The organism is Corynebacterium occultum, assembly GCF_009734425.1.
Classification (GTDB): Bacteria; Actinomycetota; Actinomycetes; order Mycobacteriales; family Mycobacteriaceae; genus Corynebacterium; species Corynebacterium occultum.
On record NZ_CP046455.1, the window covers coordinates 916,217 to 933,126 of the forward strand.

Genomic DNA, 16,910 nt, shown 5'->3' on the forward strand with positions numbered 1-16,910 from the left:
CCCATATACCCTTCGCCCATGAGCATTCTCGCTGGCCTCCGACATCCCGTGATCGCTGCTCCAATGGCCGGTGGACCCTCCACCCCGGCACTGGCGAAGGCCGTCACGGCGGGCGGTGGCCTGGGTTTCCTCACCGCCGGCACCATGAGCGTGACACAGCTGCAGGAGGAACTGGACCAGATGGAGGGGATCTACGCCCTCAACCTCTTCGCCCCGCAGAAACCCCTGCCGGATCTGACTGAGGTGGAAGAGGTCCGACAGCAGCTGATCCCCGTTTACCGGGCGGCAGACCTGGGAGAGCCCCAGCTTCCCCAGGTGGACTACTCCAATGGGTGGGAGGAAAAATTTACCGCGGCACTGAATGCGGAGCACCGGCCTGCGGTGCTCAGCGCCACCTTCGGTACCTTCGCGCCGGAGGAGATCGAAACGCTGCATGAAGCCGGGATTGAGGCTTGGGTGACCATCACCAATCCGGAGGATGCCGCTGCGGCCGCGCGGGCAGGTGCCGACGCCCTGGTGGTGCAGGGACCAGAAGCAGGCGGGCACCGCTCCACCTGGGCCGTAGCAGATATCCCGGACAGCCGATCCCTGCCGCGGTTGCTTCACGACGTCGCAAAGCTCAACCTCGGCATCCCCCTCATCGCCGCCGGGGGAATCAGCACCCCGGGCCAGGTGGCTGAGACCCTGACGCTTCCCGGGGTGGTGGCGGTCTCCTGCGGCACCGCCTTCCTGCTCGCGGAAGAAGCCGGAACCAGTGACTTCAACCGGGAAATCCTGGCGCACACACCGGACACCGTGTCCACCCGGGCTTTCTCCGGCCGGGTGGCCCGAGGAGTGCTCAACACATACACCCAAGCTCATCCGGACACCCCGGCGATCTACCCCTACCTCAACCCACTGCTCAAGCCACTCCGCGGAAAGCAAGACTTCGCCTACTGCCTGGCCGGGATCGGGGCAGCACATTCCCAGCCCGGATCCGCAGCCGAGATCCTCGCCCATCTGGTGGGGGACATCCCGCCCCTGCCGCCGACATAATTTCCGATCGGGAACTTCAGGGGTGCCTCGGGGGTGAACTCCCGGGACCACCCAAAGACAGGGGGCAACCGCAGCTTCCGATAGGCTGGATCATTGTCAACAGCACTTTCTTGTGTCCCTGGAGGAGCCCACACCAATGGCTGCACATGTCAACGACTGGAACAAGCGGATCACCATCGCGGAGCAGATGCTTCCGCTGATCAGTCGCCTGCACCGCGAACACAACGCGGTCACCACCATCTTCGGCCGCCTGCTGGTCAAGGAAACCGCAGTCGAGATTCTCAAGTCTCACCGTTACGCCCGCCGCATCACCGAGCGGGAACTCGACCCCGCACTGACCCTCCCCGTTCTGCAGCAGCTGCTGGAACTGGAACTGGGCTCCGGCTCCATCGACGTGGGCCGCCTGGCCGTCGGCTTCGAAGAGCAGGGCGGCGGCGATGACGCAGCCCTACGCACCTACCTGGAGCAGGAGCTCGCCGAACTGATCGGCGACCACTCCGAGCAGAAGCACACCGATGTGGTGCTCTACGGTTTCGGCCGCATCGGACGCCTCCTGGCCCGCATCCTCATCGCCCGTGAAGCCACCTACGGCGGCATCCGCCTGCGCGCCGTCGTCGTCCGCAGCAAGGGCGAAGGCGATCTGATCAAACGCGCCTCCCTCCTGCGCCGCGATTCCGTCCACGGCGCCTTCGACGGCATGATCACCGTCGATGAGGAAAACAACATCATCTGGGCCAACGGCACCAAGATCCAGGTCATCTACTCCGATGACCCCGCCACCGTCGACTACACCGCATACGGCATCGACGAAGCCATCGTCGTCGACAACACCGGCCGCTGGCGGGACCGCGAGGGCCTGGGCCAGCACCTCAAGGCCAAGGGTGTCTCCCGCGTCGTCCTGACCGCGCCGGGCAAGGGGGATCTGAAGAACGTCGTCTACGGCATCAACCACAACGACATCACCGCCGATGATCAGATCGTCACCGCCGCCTCCTGCACCACCAACGGCATCACCCCGGTCCTCAAGGTCATCAATGACCGCTACGGTGTCGAGCACGGTCATGTCGAGACCGTCCACTCCTTCACCAATGACCAGAACCTCATCGACAACTTCCACAAGGGTCCGCGCCGTGGCCGCGCCGCCGGCCTGAACATGGTGCTCACCGAGACCGGTGCCGCCAAGGCCGTCGCCAAGGCCCTGCCGGAGTTCGAGGGCAAGCTGACCGGCAATGCCATCCGCGTCCCCACCCCGGATGTCTCCATGGCGGTGCTGAACCTGACCCTGGAGAAGGAGGCGGAGCGTGAGGATGTCAACAGCTTCCTGCGCCAGGTTTCCCTGACCTCCACCCTGCGCCAGCAGATCGACTACATCGATTCCCCGGACGTGGTCTCCTCTGACTTCGTCGGGTCCACCCATGCGGGTGTCGTTGATGGACTGGCGACCATCGCCAACGGCAGGCACCTGGTGCTCTACGTCTGGTACGACAATGAGTTCGGCTACTCCAACCAGGTCATCCGGGTTGTGGAACACCTCGCGGATTCCCGCCCCCGGGTCTTCCCGCGGCGTGTTGCCCCCGCCGAGATCTAAATTCTGCTGAATCGCCAGCTCTGAGAGCTTCCCGAGACTCGGGCCGGAATCATTTCCGGCCCGGGTCTTCTGCGTTTATCCCAGTGGAATCCCCGAGATTACTTAGGGGTGGTAACCCTAAGCGGGGGAAGTGTGCCCCAGGGTCTGTTCCCGGGAAAACCAATCCCATAAGCTCAGGTCATGGGAAAGAAAAAGGACGGCTCCAAGAAAGGCCCCGCGAAGCGGGGACCTAAGGTGACCCACAATCCGCTGGGAATGAAGGTCAAGTCCACCTGTTGCCGGAAGAATCCACGGTGCAAGAGCTGCCCGGTGGTCTACAGCCGCCTGCTCAAATCCGGAGCCTTCGAACGCGATGATGTGAACCTGCCCAAGGAGCTCAAGTTCGCCCGGCGCTGGTAATCGCCCCTGGAAGCCCTGTGGAGCTGGGGTGCCGGGGGAGGCTCAAGTTCGCCCGGCGAGGCTCTCCTGCCGGCCCTGGCGTGCCGCGAAAGGGTCAGCAGGCAAAGATCCCGCCACTCCCCTGATGAAGGGAGGGACGGGATCTTTGTTTTCTCTGGGGGGAGTTCCGGGTCAGCTCAGAGCCAACGCGGCGGCTCCGGGACCTCACCCTGCGGGGAGGTCACGCCACGGGAATCACGGCCAGCGGCCCAACGAACCAGACCCGGCAGTTCGCCGTGGATCTCGGTCAGCGGGTTCTCATCATCAGCCGGGTTGACCTCGATGCGCTCACCGTTGTTGCTGTTGACCAGCACCAGGCCAGCACCGACACCGGTGTTGCGCCACTTGGTCGGGATCTCCTGCAGCAGGGTGCTGAGGACGACCTCGGGGATATCACTGAAGGTTGCCTTGACACCCAGGTCCACAGCGTGGATCCAGACCTCGCGGGAACGCATCCACAGTGTCTCGGAAGCCGGGACGGTGCGTCCCTGGGCGGTGACGACCTCAGCGGTCCAGGCAGTCTCCGGGGCGTCGCGCCAAGCGACGTCCAGACGGGCGACCGTGTGGTCGTGGAGGTTGCGCAGGGCACCCGGATTGAGGGTGGCACCGTACTTGATTTCCTCGTTACGGGCCTGCGGGGACTCATACATCGGAGTCTCCTCGCCGGTGGTGGCCCAGTGCATCAGATTCGAGACCGCGGCGGCGTTGTAGCCGACGTGGGCGATCAGATGGGTGCGGTTCCAACCCTCCAGCGCGGTGGGCTCAGCGAACTCGTCATTGTCGAGCAGCGCCAGCTGACCGGAGTAGTGGGCGGTGCCACGGCGGGTCAGGGAGAGGCGCTCCTCAATCGGGAGATCGTGGAAGGAGCCGGTCATTACTCGAACACCGTCTTGTTGGCCACGTGGCCCAGACCCTCGATGGTGACCTTGACGACGTCGCCGTCGCCGATGTACATGCCGGGCTTGCGGGCATGGCCCACGCCACCGGGGGTACCGGTGACGATCACGTCACCGGCATCCAGCGGGTAGATGTGGGAGATGTACTCGACCAGTGCCTCCGGGCCGAAGACCAGGTCATTGGTCGGGGTGGTCTGCACCTTCTGCTCACCCAGGAAGGTGGCCAGCTCGCCGCCGAACTCGAAAGAGTCGGAGGTGGTCATCCACGGGCCGAAGCCGGAGGTCTTCTCGAAGGACTTGCCCTGGTGCCACTGCAGGGTGCGGTACTGGTAGTCGCGCATGGTGTAGTCGTTCATCACGGCGTAGCCGGCGATGTAGTTCTGGGCATCCTCAGCCTTGACGCGGCGGGCACGCTTGCCGATGATGACAGCCAGCTCGCCTTCCCAGTCCAGCTTGCCGTTGGCGTAATCCGGGACCAGAACATCGTCGAACGGGCCGGTCAGGGCGTCCGGGTACTTCACGAAGAGGGTGGGGTTCTCCGGCAGTTCGCGGCCCATCTCCTTGATGTGGTTGGCGTAGTTCAGGCCGACACAGACGATCTTCTTCGGGGCCGGGACAACAGCCTCGAGATCCTTCTCGCCGAACTCGACTGCTTCGCCGGCAGCCTTCTCGGCGATCTCGCGCCAGTTCTCAATCTGCAGCAGGTCGCCGACGTTGGCATAGCCCTCGATCGGGGTGGCGGTGGTGTCGGTCTCGACGCGAGCGGCGAAAGTGCCCTCGGCGGAGCGAATGGTTGCAAGACGCATTAGTTTTAGATTCCTTCCGGAGTAAAGGTGCGGTTGAGGCCCAGGGCCTCAAAGATCGGGTGATCGGAGAAGCAGAACAGGTCGACGCCCTCAGAACCGGCGCCAACGGACCACTTCTGCCACGACGGTACATTGACGACGTCGCCGTGCTTGACCTCAAAGGTTTCATCACCGATGTTAATGGTGGCAGATCCTTCGAAAACCTGGAAAACGCGGTTGCCGACTTCGTGGATCGGGGTGGTCTCGGCACCCGGGCGCAGACGGTGGAATTCAGCCCGGATGGTGGTCATGACATCGTTGCCGGTGCTCGGGTTGGTGAAGCGGACTGCGGCGTGACCAGGGGCGACGACGCCCGGGAAGCCGGCGTCCTCGAGGGAGAGCTGATCGTTCAGCGCGGCGTCGGTGTGCTCCCAGGCGTAGCGGCCGATGGGGGAGCTGCTGTGGGCGCCGGGGAAGGCCAGGGGACGCAGGCCGGGGTGTGCCCAGAGCCGCTCGGAGCGGGAGTGCTCCGGGGTGGACTCATCGGTCAGCTTCTCAGAGCCGTACTCAAAGAAGCCGGTGTCCATCTGGTAGGCGAAGGGGATGTCCAGGCCGTCCAGCCAAGCCATGGGCTTGGTGGCGATGTTGTGGTGGCCGTGGAAAGCCCAACCCGGGGTGATCAGAAAATCGCCGCGCTTCATCGGGACAGCGTCACCGTTGACCACGGTCCAGACACCCTCACCCTCGATGACGAAGCGGAAGGCGTTCTGGGAGTGGCGGTGCTCCGGGGCGTTCTCGCCCGGTGCCAGGTACTGAATCGCAGCCCAGAGAGTGGGGGCGATGTAGGTCGGGCCACCCAGACCCGGGTTGGCCAGACCGATGGCGCGGCGCTCGCCGCCACGGCCGACCGGAACCAGATCGCCGGAGCGGGCTGCCAGTGCGTGGATCTTCTCCCACTCCCACTTGTGGGCCACTGCCTGCGGGGTGGGGGCGTTCGGCATGAGGCCACCGATCTGGTTCCAGAGCGGCTTCATGTGAAGCGCATCCATCTCGGCGTACATCTTCTCCAGCTCCTTCTCCTCTTCGGGAGTCAGCGGCGGCGGAGTGTATGCAACGTGCTCGTTGGAGTAGTCGCTCTTATCGACATTACCCATGACGGGATGTCTCCTTTCCGGGTGCTGCAGGTGAAACGCTGCAGGCATGAGAGGTTGTGACTCCGAACATAAGGTCTTATATGGAGTGACTCAAAGTAATTCCGGAGAGCGGAATATATGCTTCCTGGTTTCGGCGGGGGTGGGATTTTTTACCCCTGGAGGTTAGTGGGGGACACGTTCAGGCTCTCCAATTGGCGGTTCAGGTCTCGGGTGTGCTTCAGGAGGGATTCGGCACATTTGACATGCACGGAACGGAACCTGGAGGTTGGGGTGGCCACGGTCAGAGCGCCCACGACATCCCCGACGTCATTGCGTAGACAGGTCCCGACGGCGGAAACATCATGCTCGAACAGTCCGTTGTTGAGTGCGAAACCACGGGTGCGGGTGCGGTGCAGGCGCCTGCGGAACGCCAGAAACTCCTCCTCGCTGAGCTTGGAGTAGAGAACCCGCAGCTCAGATGAGGAAAATTCGGCGAGCATGGCCAGTCCGCCGGAGTTCTGCTCGGCCGGCATCACTTGGCCGCGTCGGTTGCCCACCCGAACCGGGAGGGGGCTTTCGGTGGTGTGTAGGAAATGGACCTTATTGCCCGACATCACCATCAAGTGGCAGGTCTCCTGGGTGTCCTTCGTGATGGCCTCCATGTACCTTCGGCACACTTCGATTAGTTCGCCACCGACACCGGGTTCCAGCAGTGTGGCGGAGAGTACCGGACCGGGCAGGTAGGTGCGGGATTCGCTCCGGATGGCGAAACCGCGGTAGACCAGCATGGCGAGGGAACGGTGGGCTGTGGACTGACTGATGCCGAGCTCTTCAGCAGCGCCGGAGACCGTCAGGGTCCCGGCATCCCGCAGTGCCAGGATCAGCAGGAGAGCGAGGTCCACCGATTGGAGATACTCCTTCGGGGGTGGGCCGTGGGTGGATCCTAGATGATAAATATTCAATCCTTCCGCTATGTGGAATGACTTTGATTGTAACCGCTGTCACCCCGATCATGTTCATATGGCATCTCCCTCAAACTCACAGCGGACGGGCAGTGATAACGTCACAGTGCCCGCTCCTCATGGAATCGGTGCATCAGAAAACCGCTTCCAGATCCTCGGCATCGGTGGCAAGCGACTGGCCGCCGTGCTCCTCGGTTGGTTCTTCGTCGTCTTCGATGGCTATGACCTCATCGTCTACGGCACTGTGCAGGCATCCCTCATGGAGACGTGGAATCTTTCTGCCGGCACCGCCGGCACCATCGGCTCCACCGCCTTCGTCGGCATGGTCATCGGCGCGGTCTGGATCGGAAGGCTCTCTGACCGGGTGGGGCGCAAGGCCGCCGTCATCGGTTCGGTGATCGTGCTCTCCATCTTTACTCTGCTCTGCGCCTTCGCACCCAACCCCTGGGTCTTCGGTGCGCTCCGCCTGCTGGCGGGCATCGGTCTGGGTGGACTGGTTCCCTCGGTAAACGCCATGGTTTCAGACCTTGTTCCCCGTAACACCATGTCCAAGTGGTCCACCGTGATGATGTCCGGTGTGCCGATCGGTGGCTCCATCGCAGCCGTCCTCGCCCAGTTCATCGTTCCCTCTCATGATGAGTGGGGCTGGCGCTTCATGTTCCTGCTGGCTCTGGTTCCGATCGTCATCGGTCTGCCGCTCGCCATGAAGGTGATCCCGAATGATCGCGATATCGAGGCCGATTATGCGGCGCGTGAGGGGGAGGGAGATGCCGCCCGGGCCGCTGCAGCCGGGGAAACCGGTGGCGAGGTTGGTTTCAAGGATCTACTGGGTGATCGCTACCGCACGATCTCCATCTGGTTCGCGGTCGCAACCTTCGTCACCCTGCTGGCCTGGTACGGTCTCGGCACCTGGCTGCCGAAGTTGATGCAGGAGGCCGGTTATAACTTCGGTGCCGCCCTGAACTTCACCCTGGCACTTAACCTCGGTGCAGTCATCGGCTCCATCGTCACCGCATGGGCGGGTGATAAGTTCGGTCCGCTGCGTTCTGGTGCGGTGGCTGCCGGTGTCGCAGGTATTGCCCTGCTCCTGCTGTTGACCGAACCCTCGGTCGCCATGGTGTACGTGATCCTGATCCTGGCTGGCGTGGGCACCCACGGCACCCAGATCCTGATTATCTCGGCCGTCGCCCAGTTCTACCCGCACAACCTGCGGGGTACCGCCCTGGGTTGGGCACTGGGCGTGGGCCGTCTGGGAGCTGTGCTGGCACCCCAGCTGGCCGGTCTGCTCTTGGGCTGGGGCCTGGGCGTCGGGTCGAGCTACCTGCTCTTCGGTGGTTCGGCGCTGCTCTCCTCGGTGGCGTTGGTCATCCTCCTCAGCATCAGCAACAAGGCCTCTTCTCGATACACTGTTACTGAATCAATCAAGTAATTCTCAGTTCACGTAGCTTGTCTTTGATCATCCCTTGGAAAGGAAATCCACATAATGTCTTTGACCTCTCTTCCCAATTCTGAGGACCTGAAGGGCCAGAAGATCATCATCTCCGGCGGCGGCATCGGCGGTGCCTCTGGCGCCCTGGCGCTCGCCCAGCGTGGTGCCGAGGTGACCCTTTACGAGCGGGCACCTGAGTTCAAGGAGGTCGGTGCAGGCCTGCAGATCGGCCCTCACGGCGTCAAGATGCTGGAGAAGTGGGGACTGAAGGAACGGGTCTTTGCGGCGGGTTACCTGCCCAAGGAAATGCAGTTCCGCGATGCCATCACCACCGAAACCATCCTGACCATGGACTTCGGTGAGGAATTCAAGGAGCACTACGGTGCCCCTTACCTGGTCATCCACCGTTCCGATCTGCTGGCCATCCTGGTCGAGGCAGCTCAGGAAGCTGGCGCCACCCTGGTCAACGGCATCCACGTCCACGATGCGGTCAAGGATGATGAGGGTGTCACCGTCGAGATCGAGCACCGTGAGGGTGAGGACAACAGCGGTAAGGGCAAGCGTGAGTTCGTCCGCGCCGACCTGCTGGTCGCCTTCGATGGCACCCACTCCGCATTCCGCAAGAAGATCGCCCAGGATGAGCCGGTACCTTCCGCCTACGTCGCCTACCGCGGTACCTCCCCGCTGGCCGAGGACGAGGCCATGAAGGACCTGAACGCGGTGGTCGGTTACATCGGCCCGCGTTGCCACTTCATCCAGTACCCGCTGCGTGGCGGCGAGCTGCTCAACCAGGTGGCTGTCTTCCAGTCCCCGCGCTACCTCGATTCCCTGGTCAGCGGTGACGAGGTGCCGGAGGACTGGGGCAACAACGAGGAGTTCAAGAACGCCTTCGACCACACCAATGAGTTCATCCAGTCCCGGCTGGGCCGCATGTGGCTGAACACCTGGTGGCAGATGGCGGACCGTGAGCCGCTGCAGGACTGGGTGGTCAACGACCGCATCATCGTCATGGGCGATGCTGCCCACCCCCCGCTGCAGTACCTGGCTTCCGGTGCCGTCATGGCCATGGAGGACTCCGAGTGCCTGGCGCTCTACGCTTCCCAGGCTGCTGCCCAGGGCGAGCTGAACTGGGGCGAGGTCCTGCGTGATGTCTCCGCTGAGCGAGCACCGCGCTGTGCCCGGATCCAGACCACCGGCCGTTTCTGGGGCGAGCTCTGGCACGTTGACGGCATTTCCCGCCTGATCCGTAACGAGACCTTCCGTGCTGCTGAGGGCACCGGCTGGTTCAAATACGCCGATTGGCTGTGGGACTACGACGCTGACCGTCGCGAGTACCTGAAGGATCCCTCCAAGGGTGATCTGCCGGCCGAGCTGCAGGAGTGGGAGTACAACATCCACAAGATCTCCCGCCAGCGTGACAGCAAGGAGACTGATGAGCTGACCGTGTAGTTTCTGCTCAACACCACTGAGCGCCAAAAGGGCGGACCACCGAGAGGGTGGTCCGCCCTTTTTCGCTTATCGACGCCCCGACCCGATCACGGTGTCGATCAGATCCGCGGCATCGGCGTAGATGATCGGCAGATCAGCCTGCTCACTGCGGGCGAAGGGTCGCAACACGAAGTCAGCCGGATCCATTCGACCGGGTGGGCGACCGATCCCGACCGAGAGCCGCTGGTAGTCCTTCGTTCCCAATGACTTGGTGGTGGAGCGCAGCCCGTTATGGCCACGGTCCCCACCGCCGGGACGCAGCTTCACCGCCGTGAAATCCAGATCCAGGTCATCGTGGATGACGATGATCTGCGCCGGGGGGATCTTGAAGAAGTCAGCCAGGGCCTTGACCGGCCCGCCGGAGAGATTCATGAAGGTCCGCGGCTTGGCCAGGACCACTTTCGCGGGGCCTAGTCGGGTTTCAGCGATCTCGGCGTTGGAGCGCTTGTGCACGCTGAAACTGGCGGGCATGGGGGTGGCACGGCCGGCTAGTTCATCCACCACCCCGAAACCTATGTTGTGCCGGGTGTCGGCGTATTTCGGACCGGGGTTTCCCAGGCCGACGATGAGGAACATGGAGTTGTCAGTCACGGCAGTCATTGTGACACAGCCCGGGAACGGCCGGGGGCCGCAGGTGGGGTGAGGAAGTTTCAGACTGCACTACCATGGGGGTATCTGGAAAAGGGGCACTAACACCTATGGCCCGGTGGAAATCTCCGTCCCCCAGGATTCGCGGGCACATCAAAGGGAGACCGTTGTGTACTCAATCTCAGAAGGCATCGCCCGCATCCTCATTCCCCGGGTGGATCATTTCTTCGGCCTCATGGGAAATGGCAACGCCTGGTTCGTGGATGCCCTGGATCGGCTGGGGCACGGCATCATCCCCGTTCGTCATGAGGTGGCCAGCGTCGCCGCCGCTGACGCCTACCATCGGGTGAGCCGCCGACTGGCGGTGGCCACCACCACCTATGGTGCGGGTTTCACCAACACCCTCACCGCGCTTGCCGACGCCGCGCTTTCCCGGACCCCACTCATCCTCGTCGTCGGCACGGAGCCCAGCACCGGCCCCCGGGACTTCGACGTCGACCAGCAGGCGCTCGCCCGCGCCGTGGGTGTGGACACCTTCACCGTCCACCCCGGGGATGTCGGGGAGGTGACCCTGCGGGCCTGGCGTCATGCCCTGGAACACCGAATTCCCGTGGTGCTGGAGATCCCCTATGACCTGGCTGCGGCTCCCGCCATTGATCCGCAGCTGGAAGCTGCCTACAGCTATGAACCGGCACCCGGGAAAGTGGTCGACACCCCTGATGTCAGCGAGCTGGTGAAAGCACTGTCCGGGGCGAAACATCCCCTCCTCCTGGCGGGCCGCGGTGCCCGTGGGGCGTCGCAAAGCATCCGGGACCTGGCGGATCTGCTGCACGCCGATGTGGCCACCAGCGCCCCGGCCCGAGGCCTTTTCAATGCCTCCGGAAACTTTCGGGACCTCGGTGTCTGCGGTGGTTTTGCGGCGGAAGGCTCCGCTGCAGAGATTCGTCGTGCTGATGTGGTGCTGGTGCTCGGTGCCGGTCTCAACCAGTTCACCATGGCCTTCGGGGAGGCCTTCGGGGAAAGCGCCAGGGTGTTTCAGGTGGATCTGGCCGCGGCAGCCACCCATCCCAGGGTGGATGATTTCCAGCAGGGGGATGCGGCCGCGGTGAGCGCGGAGGTGCTGGCGCAACTGCATGCGCGGGGATATGAGGCGGGGGAGCGGTTCCACCTGGTGGCTGATCCGCAGGCCCGTCCCGCGGGGGATGAACTGGCCCCGGATGGTCGCCTGGATCCGCGCAGCCTGATGCGGGAACTCAACCAGATCCTGCCCGCCGAGAAACTCATCGCCACCGATGGTGGGCACTTCATCGGTTGGCCGAACACCTATCTGGACCTGGCGGGCCCGGACAATATTGTCCTGCTCGGCACTGCCTTCCAGTCCATTGGGCTGGGTTTTCCGACGGCCGTGGGTGTCGCCGCCGCAGCCGGTGAGGAGAAGCTGGCGGTGCTGGTCACCGGTGACGGTGGGGGAGTGATGGCATTGGCCGATGCCGAAACCTTCATCCGCACCGCCCACCGCGGCCTGGTCATCGTCCTCAATGATGCCGCCTATGGTGCCGAGATTCACCAGTACGGCAGCAGAGGCCTGCGAGAAACTGCGATGCTGATCCCGGAGATCAACTTCGCTGCTGTCCTGGGGGCGCTCGGGGCGGAAACGAAGGTGGTGCGGGAACTGGGCGATCTCCGGGATTTCCGGGAGTGGCTGGAGCGCGGGGAGCCAGGCACCTATGTTCTGGACTGCCGCATCTCCCCGAATGTCATCGCCCCCTACATGCAGGAGATCATCAGCCGCTGATCGCTACGCCCCCAGGGGAGAAAAGAACCCCGGGCTGACAGGAAAGTTCCTGTCAGCCCGGGTCTTTTTCAGCTCAGCGCAGTGGCGCTATGCGGAAAAGGATTACTCCTTATCGGCAGCTGCCTCTTCTTCGCCCTCAGCGGTCTCCTCTTCCTCGACCTCCGGGTAGACGATGGTGGCGATCAGCAGATCAGCCTCATCAATCAGGGTGGCATCGCCGATGGCGATGTCGACGGCGGTGATGCGCTCGCCGACATCCAGGCCCTCCACGGAGAAGGTGAGCTCTTCCGGAATGTTGAGGACGTCAGCCTCAATGCGGATGGTGTCGGTCTCCTGGACGGCCAGGGTGCCCGGGGTCGACTCGCCCTCGAGCAGCAGCGGAACCTCAACCTCAACCTTCTCGCCACGCTTGATGGCGAGCAGGTCGATGTGGTCGATGTCGAAGGTCAGGACGTTCTGATCGATGTGCTTGATCATGGTGAGGTGCTTCTCGCCCTCAACATCCAGCTCGATGACAGCGTTGACGCCGTCGTTACGGACGACGGCGGTCAGGGCGATGCGATCCACGGAGAAGTGGATCGGTTCGGTGGTCGGGCCGTAGACGACGCCGGGGACCTGGCCGGCGACGCGCAGGCGACGGGCGAAGCCCTTGCCGAACTCGGTACGGATAGCGGCCGGGACGGTGGGGTACTGTGTAGACATATAAGGATCCTTAAAGATGAATGAAGTTCTTCGGCCGCATCAGTCTGATCCCCTGGTGAGGAACGACAAAAGCCTGCGACCGACTGTCGAAAACAATGTTCTCGTCGAGTCTTCGCAGGCTTGAAAAATATCCGCGACTCCACGCCAGGGTGAAGTTCCGCAGGACAAGCATGAGAAACACAATCGCGTCGATAACGGCACCGGAAGGTGCCCTCGCCGAGACGGGATCAAGGCTAACACGACGCAATCTACTGCTCCAAGTTGCTGCTGTCCTCGGGATGACTGGAGCGCTGCCGCCGCACCAGGTCACTGATCTCCTCATCGGGTTCGGCGAAAATCTGTTCCAGGCAGGTGTTGACCCCGAGGGCGCGGGACTCCATCAGCTCCACCGTCACCGAGGTCTGCCCATTCCAGTGGAAGGTGTGGCCGTCCGTCAGTTCTATCCGGAGCAGTAATCCGTTGATCTCCCAGTGCACCCCGGTGGCGTGGAAACCATGCTCCGGATCATCCGCCTCCACCCACACCTCGCCAGGTTTCTCCTCCTGGCCGTGGGAGAGCAGCAGTGACCTGGGGCTCTGGGTTTTGGAGAAGCTAAACACAAAAGCCATGGTGAACAGACCGCTACGGGCGGATTCGGTGTCGAGGTAGATGTCGATGGGGCTCAGGATCCGGGGGTGGCTGGAATCATCGACAAGATGTTCTGGTGGGGGAGGGGGAAATTTTCGGGCATTCATGAGGGAGAAGATCTCCGTCCTGGTGGGTCGATTCCCCCGATTGTGGTGGGGAGCGTTAACCTCGATAATATAGGACATGACATAGCCCACTTCCCGGGGCAAAGAGAAAGGTGGCGCACATGCCGATCAATGATGTTGAATCCGCAGTGGACGCACTGCTTCAGGCTGAAAACCGCCGCGAAGAGCGCGGTCGGGTCACCACGGAGTGGCCGGGCCTGGATGCGGGGACCGCCTATGAGGTGCAGCGCACATTGATCGAGGCAAAGATTGCCGCCGGAGAAGAGATCGTGGGTTTCAAACTCGGCTTGACCAGCAAAGCCAAGCAGGAGCAGATGAATGTCGATGCGCCGCTGAGCGGCTGGCTCACCGACGCCCATCAGTGCTGCAATGGTGAACCCGTCAAGGTCGCCAACTACATCCACCCGCGCATCGAACCCGAGATCGCTTTCATTCTCGGCCGGGAACTCAAGGGGCCGAACTGCACCCGTGACGATGTCAAGGAAGCCACCTCCCACATCACCGCCGCCTTCGAGATCATCGACTCCCGCTACCGTGACTTCAACTTCGCACTCCCGGATGTTATCGCGGACAATGCCTCCTCCGCAGGGTTCATCCTCGGCAAAACCCACATCAAGGTCGGCGAGTTTGACCTGATCAATGAGCCGGTGGAATTGCTTGTCGACGGCGAGGTGCAGGCCACCGCCACCGGTGCCGCCGTCCTCGGCGACCCGGCACAGGCAGTGGTTGATGCGGTCAATGAGATCGCCACCCGTGGCCAGTCCCTGCCCGCGGGTACCATCGTGCTCACTGGGGCGCTGACGGACGCGGTGTTCCTCAATCCCGGGTCGAAGTACACCGCCCGCTTCAAGAGCCTCGGTGAAATCACCGTCAACTGCCTCTGAGAGGGGCAGTGAAAGAGGAGCCGTCATGAGCGTCCCGCAACCCATCCAACTCAAACACGACCGCATCTACGTCAACCTGCCGGTCGATGATCTTTTCGCCCAACGGGAGTTTTACCTGGCCCTGGGTTTTCGGCAGAATCTCCAGTTCAGCGATGAAAACACCGTCTCCTTCGAGGTCACTGAGCATATTGTGCTCATGCTCCTGGAGCGGGAGAAGTTCAACTCCTTCCACGATAGGGAGAGCGTTCCGGCCCAGGGACCGCGTGAGGTGCTCAACGCGCTTGATGTGGGAAGCCGGAAGGATGTCAATGAACTGATCCGTCGGGTGCGTCAGGCTGGGGGCAAGGTCACCCGGGAGCCGGAGGAACAGGGGCCGATGTATGGTGCCGCCTTCGATGACCTGGAAGGACATGGCTGGGAGCTCTTCTGGATGGATCCGACGGCCCTCTAGGGCCTGAGCTTTCCGGCACGTGTGGCAATGATAAGCCCATCCCCTCTGTGGGGTGGGTTTTTGCCGTTCCAGTCCACGGAACAGTGCTGGGTTCAGTGACCGGTGTTCCATAGACTCCCTCATGTGCACCGGATCACTGGATGTGTTCCGGGGTTGATAAAGAGATTTCGAACCAGAGGAGCCCCGTCAATGAGCGTTTCCCTAATCGCCATGTCCCACAGTCCGCTGCTGGGAATCAACGACCCCCAGCCGGAGGTCGACGCTGCGCTCAACGTCGCCTTCGATGAAGCGCGTAAGAAGGTCGCGGAATTCAACCCGGACCTGGTGATCGTCTTCACCCCTGATCACTTCAATGGTTTCTTCTATGATCTGCTTCCCCAGTACTGCATCGGTTACACCGCTGAATCCATGGGTGACTACAAGACCACCGCTGGCCCGCTGAACGTCCCGGTGGAACTGGCTGAGGAATTGGGTCAGTTCGTCATCGACCACGGTGTCGACGTCGCCATCTCCCGCGAGATGGTCATCGACCACGGTGGTGCTCAGCCTCTGGAGATCCTGCTCGGCGGCCTCGACACCAAGCCGGTCATCCCGATCTTCGTCAACGGAGTCGCCCGTCCCTTCGCCCCGATGGAGCGCATCCGTCAGCTCGGTGAGCTAGTGGGGGAGTGGGCACAGGGACGCGATGAACGAATCCTCATGATCGCCTCCGGTGGCCTCTCCCATGACCCGCCGCTGCCGCGTTGGGAGATCGCCACTGAGCAGCAGAAGGACTTCCTGCTCCACGGCCACCCCGACCAGGCTGACCGCGACGCCCGCGAGGCACGGGTGGTATCCGCCGGTCAGAAGGCCACCACCGCCACCGGCATCATCGACATCAACCCGGAGTGGGACCGGAAGTTCATGGCGGACTGCACTGCGGCCGCCCAGGACACCACCCTCTTCGATTCCTACACCGCTGATCAGATGGATGAGGATGCCGGCCATTCCTCCCACGAGGTCCGCACCTGGGTTGCCGGGTTCTCGGCACTGGCCAAGGCCAACGGAAACTTCCAGGTCGACTACGAGTTCTACCGTCCGATCCCTGAGTTCGTCGCCGGCTTCGGCCTGATGTACGCGAAGTAACCAACACCCGTCTCTTCAGAAGGAGAAACTCCATGACAACTGTTACTAGTGCTGTTCTGCAGTCCGTGGCCGAGGATTTCCTGGCCGCGTACACCACCGGTGAACCGATCACCCCTCCCAGGGAAACCATCCCGGGCCTGGACCTGGCCGGTGCCTACCGGATCCAGCAACTCCAGGAAGAAGCCTTCACCACCCAGGGCCGTACCGTTGTCGGACGCAAGATTGGTCTGACCTCGTTGGCTATGCAGCGCCAGCTCGGTGTCGACAGCCCCGACTTCGGATTCTTCACTGATGACCTCGTCTACCACCAGGGTGCGAACATCAAGGTGGACCAGTTCATCGCCCCGAAGGTCGAACCCGAACTCGCGTTCATCCTCGCCCACGACCTGCCCGCGGACGCCTCCTTCGAACAGGTCGCCGCCGCGATCGGAAGCACCCACCTCGCGATCGAGATCATCGACTCCCGTGTCGAAGACTGGAACATCGCCCTGGTGGACACCGTCGCCGACAACGCCTCCTGCGGCGCGGTCATCATCGACCCCAACCCCATCGACGTGCCCACCGCGGACCTGCCGGGTGTCACCGCCCGGATGCTGATCGACGGTGAACTCGCCGGTCAGGGCAGCGGTGCGGATGTCATGGGCCATCCCCTGGCACCGCTGCAGTGGCTGGCCACCACCCTCGGGGAACAAGGTGTCGGCCTGCATGCCGGGGACATCATCCTCACCGGTAGTTTCTGCGGTGCCGCCCCCGTCATCGCCGGCCAGCACGTCGAGATCGACTACGGCCCCCACGGCACCCTCAGCGCCTCCTTCAGCTAAACCCACCTGCCCTTTTTTCCACTCCATTCCACTGCGTA

The 16,910-nt window shown here is 62.9% G+C and carries 17 protein-coding genes; 10 read left to right on the forward strand and 7 right to left on the reverse strand.

From position 1 onward, the window contains the following. Positions 1-18 precede the first annotated feature (18 nt). The 3 genes from COCCU_RS04305 (at position 19) to COCCU_RS04315 (ending at position 3,022) form a co-directional block, all read left to right on the forward strand. Entirely contained in the window at positions 19-1,035 is a 1,017-nt protein-coding gene (locus COCCU_RS04305) for a nitronate monooxygenase (protein WP_156230387.1), read from the forward strand. 136 nt (positions 1,036-1,171) lie between these two features. After that, entirely contained in the window at positions 1,172-2,623 is a 1,452-nt protein-coding gene (locus COCCU_RS04310; protein ID WP_156230388.1) for a glyceraldehyde-3-phosphate dehydrogenase, read from the forward strand. A gap of 180 nt (positions 2,624-2,803) precedes the next feature. Continuing rightward, a complete protein-coding gene (locus COCCU_RS04315; protein ID WP_156230389.1) occupies positions 2,804-3,022 on the forward strand; it encodes a hypothetical protein in 219 nt (72 codons plus the stop codon). Between the two features lie 176 nt (positions 3,023-3,198). Here the strand turns inward: COCCU_RS04315 and COCCU_RS04320 are convergent, their stop codons facing one another. From COCCU_RS04320 to COCCU_RS04335, 4 genes are all read right to left on the reverse strand, one after another. Beyond that, on the reverse strand, positions 3,199-3,936 hold the full coding sequence (locus COCCU_RS04320; RefSeq protein WP_156230390.1) for a maleylpyruvate isomerase family mycothiol-dependent enzyme: 738 nt from the start codon (positions 3,934-3,936) through the stop codon (positions 3,199-3,201). Next, complete coding sequence (locus COCCU_RS04325; RefSeq protein WP_156230391.1) at positions 3,936-4,763, reverse strand: fumarylacetoacetate hydrolase family protein; 828 nt, start codon at positions 4,761-4,763, stop codon at positions 3,936-3,938. The genes COCCU_RS04320 and COCCU_RS04325 overlap by 1 nt, the downstream gene beginning before the upstream one ends. Positions 4,764-4,768: 5 nt before the next feature. Continuing rightward, entirely contained in the window at positions 4,769-5,896 is a 1,128-nt protein-coding gene (locus tag COCCU_RS04330) for a cupin domain-containing protein (protein ID WP_156230392.1), read from the reverse strand. A gap of 149 nt (positions 5,897-6,045) precedes the next feature. Further along, positions 6,046-6,831, reverse strand: a complete 786-nt coding sequence (locus tag COCCU_RS04335; RefSeq protein ID WP_156232568.1) for an IclR family transcriptional regulator — start codon at positions 6,829-6,831, stop codon at positions 6,046-6,048. Positions 6,832-6,895: 64 nt separating this feature from the next. On the opposite strand from COCCU_RS04335, the gene COCCU_RS04340 reads away from it, so the two are divergent. Further along, a complete protein-coding gene (locus tag COCCU_RS04340) occupies positions 6,896-8,266 on the forward strand; it encodes an MFS transporter (RefSeq protein WP_156230393.1) in 1,371 nt (456 codons plus the stop codon). Between the two features lie 54 nt (positions 8,267-8,320). Further along, positions 8,321-9,715 (forward strand): FAD-dependent monooxygenase, encoded by a 1,395-nt coding sequence (locus tag COCCU_RS04345; protein ID WP_156230394.1) that lies wholly within the window; start codon positions 8,321-8,323, stop codon positions 9,713-9,715. Between the two features lie 66 nt (positions 9,716-9,781). Here COCCU_RS04345 and pth read toward each other — a convergent pair whose 3' ends face one another. After that, positions 9,782-10,354, reverse strand: a complete 573-nt coding sequence (gene pth / locus COCCU_RS04350; protein WP_156230395.1) for an aminoacyl-tRNA hydrolase — start codon at positions 10,352-10,354, stop codon at positions 9,782-9,784. A 157-nt stretch (positions 10,355-10,511) separates the two neighbouring features. Here pth and COCCU_RS04355 point away from each other — a divergent pair, with 157 nt between their 5' ends. After that, a complete protein-coding gene (locus tag COCCU_RS04355) occupies positions 10,512-12,137 on the forward strand; it encodes a thiamine pyrophosphate-binding protein (protein WP_156230396.1) in 1,626 nt (541 codons plus the stop codon). 102 nt (positions 12,138-12,239) lie between these two features. Here the strand turns inward: COCCU_RS04355 and COCCU_RS04360 are convergent, their stop codons facing one another. Then, positions 12,240-12,839: a 50S ribosomal protein L25/general stress protein Ctc gene (locus COCCU_RS04360; protein ID WP_156230397.1), complete on the reverse strand. Its 600-nt coding sequence runs from the start codon at positions 12,837-12,839 to the stop codon at positions 12,240-12,242. Between the two features lie 248 nt (positions 12,840-13,087). Further along, a complete protein-coding gene (locus COCCU_RS04365; protein WP_156230398.1) occupies positions 13,088-13,651 on the reverse strand; it encodes a hypothetical protein in 564 nt (187 codons plus the stop codon). A gap of 41 nt (positions 13,652-13,692) precedes the next feature. On the opposite strand from COCCU_RS04365, the gene COCCU_RS04370 reads away from it, so the two are divergent. The 4 genes from COCCU_RS04370 to COCCU_RS04385 all read left to right on the forward strand — a co-directional run bounded on the left by COCCU_RS04370 (position 13,693) and on the right by COCCU_RS04385 (position 16,872). Continuing rightward, a complete protein-coding gene (locus tag COCCU_RS04370) occupies positions 13,693-14,475 on the forward strand; it encodes a 2-keto-4-pentenoate hydratase (protein WP_156230399.1) in 783 nt (260 codons plus the stop codon). A 25-nt stretch (positions 14,476-14,500) separates the two neighbouring features. Beyond that, on the forward strand, positions 14,501-14,926 hold the full coding sequence (locus tag COCCU_RS04375; RefSeq protein ID WP_156230400.1) for a VOC family protein: 426 nt from the start codon (positions 14,501-14,503) through the stop codon (positions 14,924-14,926). Between the two features lie 189 nt (positions 14,927-15,115). Then, a complete protein-coding gene (locus COCCU_RS04380; RefSeq protein WP_156230401.1) occupies positions 15,116-16,051 on the forward strand; it encodes a 3-carboxyethylcatechol 2,3-dioxygenase in 936 nt (311 codons plus the stop codon). A gap of 32 nt (positions 16,052-16,083) precedes the next feature. Next, the gene (locus COCCU_RS04385) at positions 16,084-16,872 is read left to right on the forward strand and encodes a 2-keto-4-pentenoate hydratase (protein WP_156230402.1); all 789 of its coding nucleotides are present in this window, start codon (positions 16,084-16,086) and stop codon (positions 16,870-16,872) included. Positions 16,873-16,910: the final 38 nt, after the last annotated feature.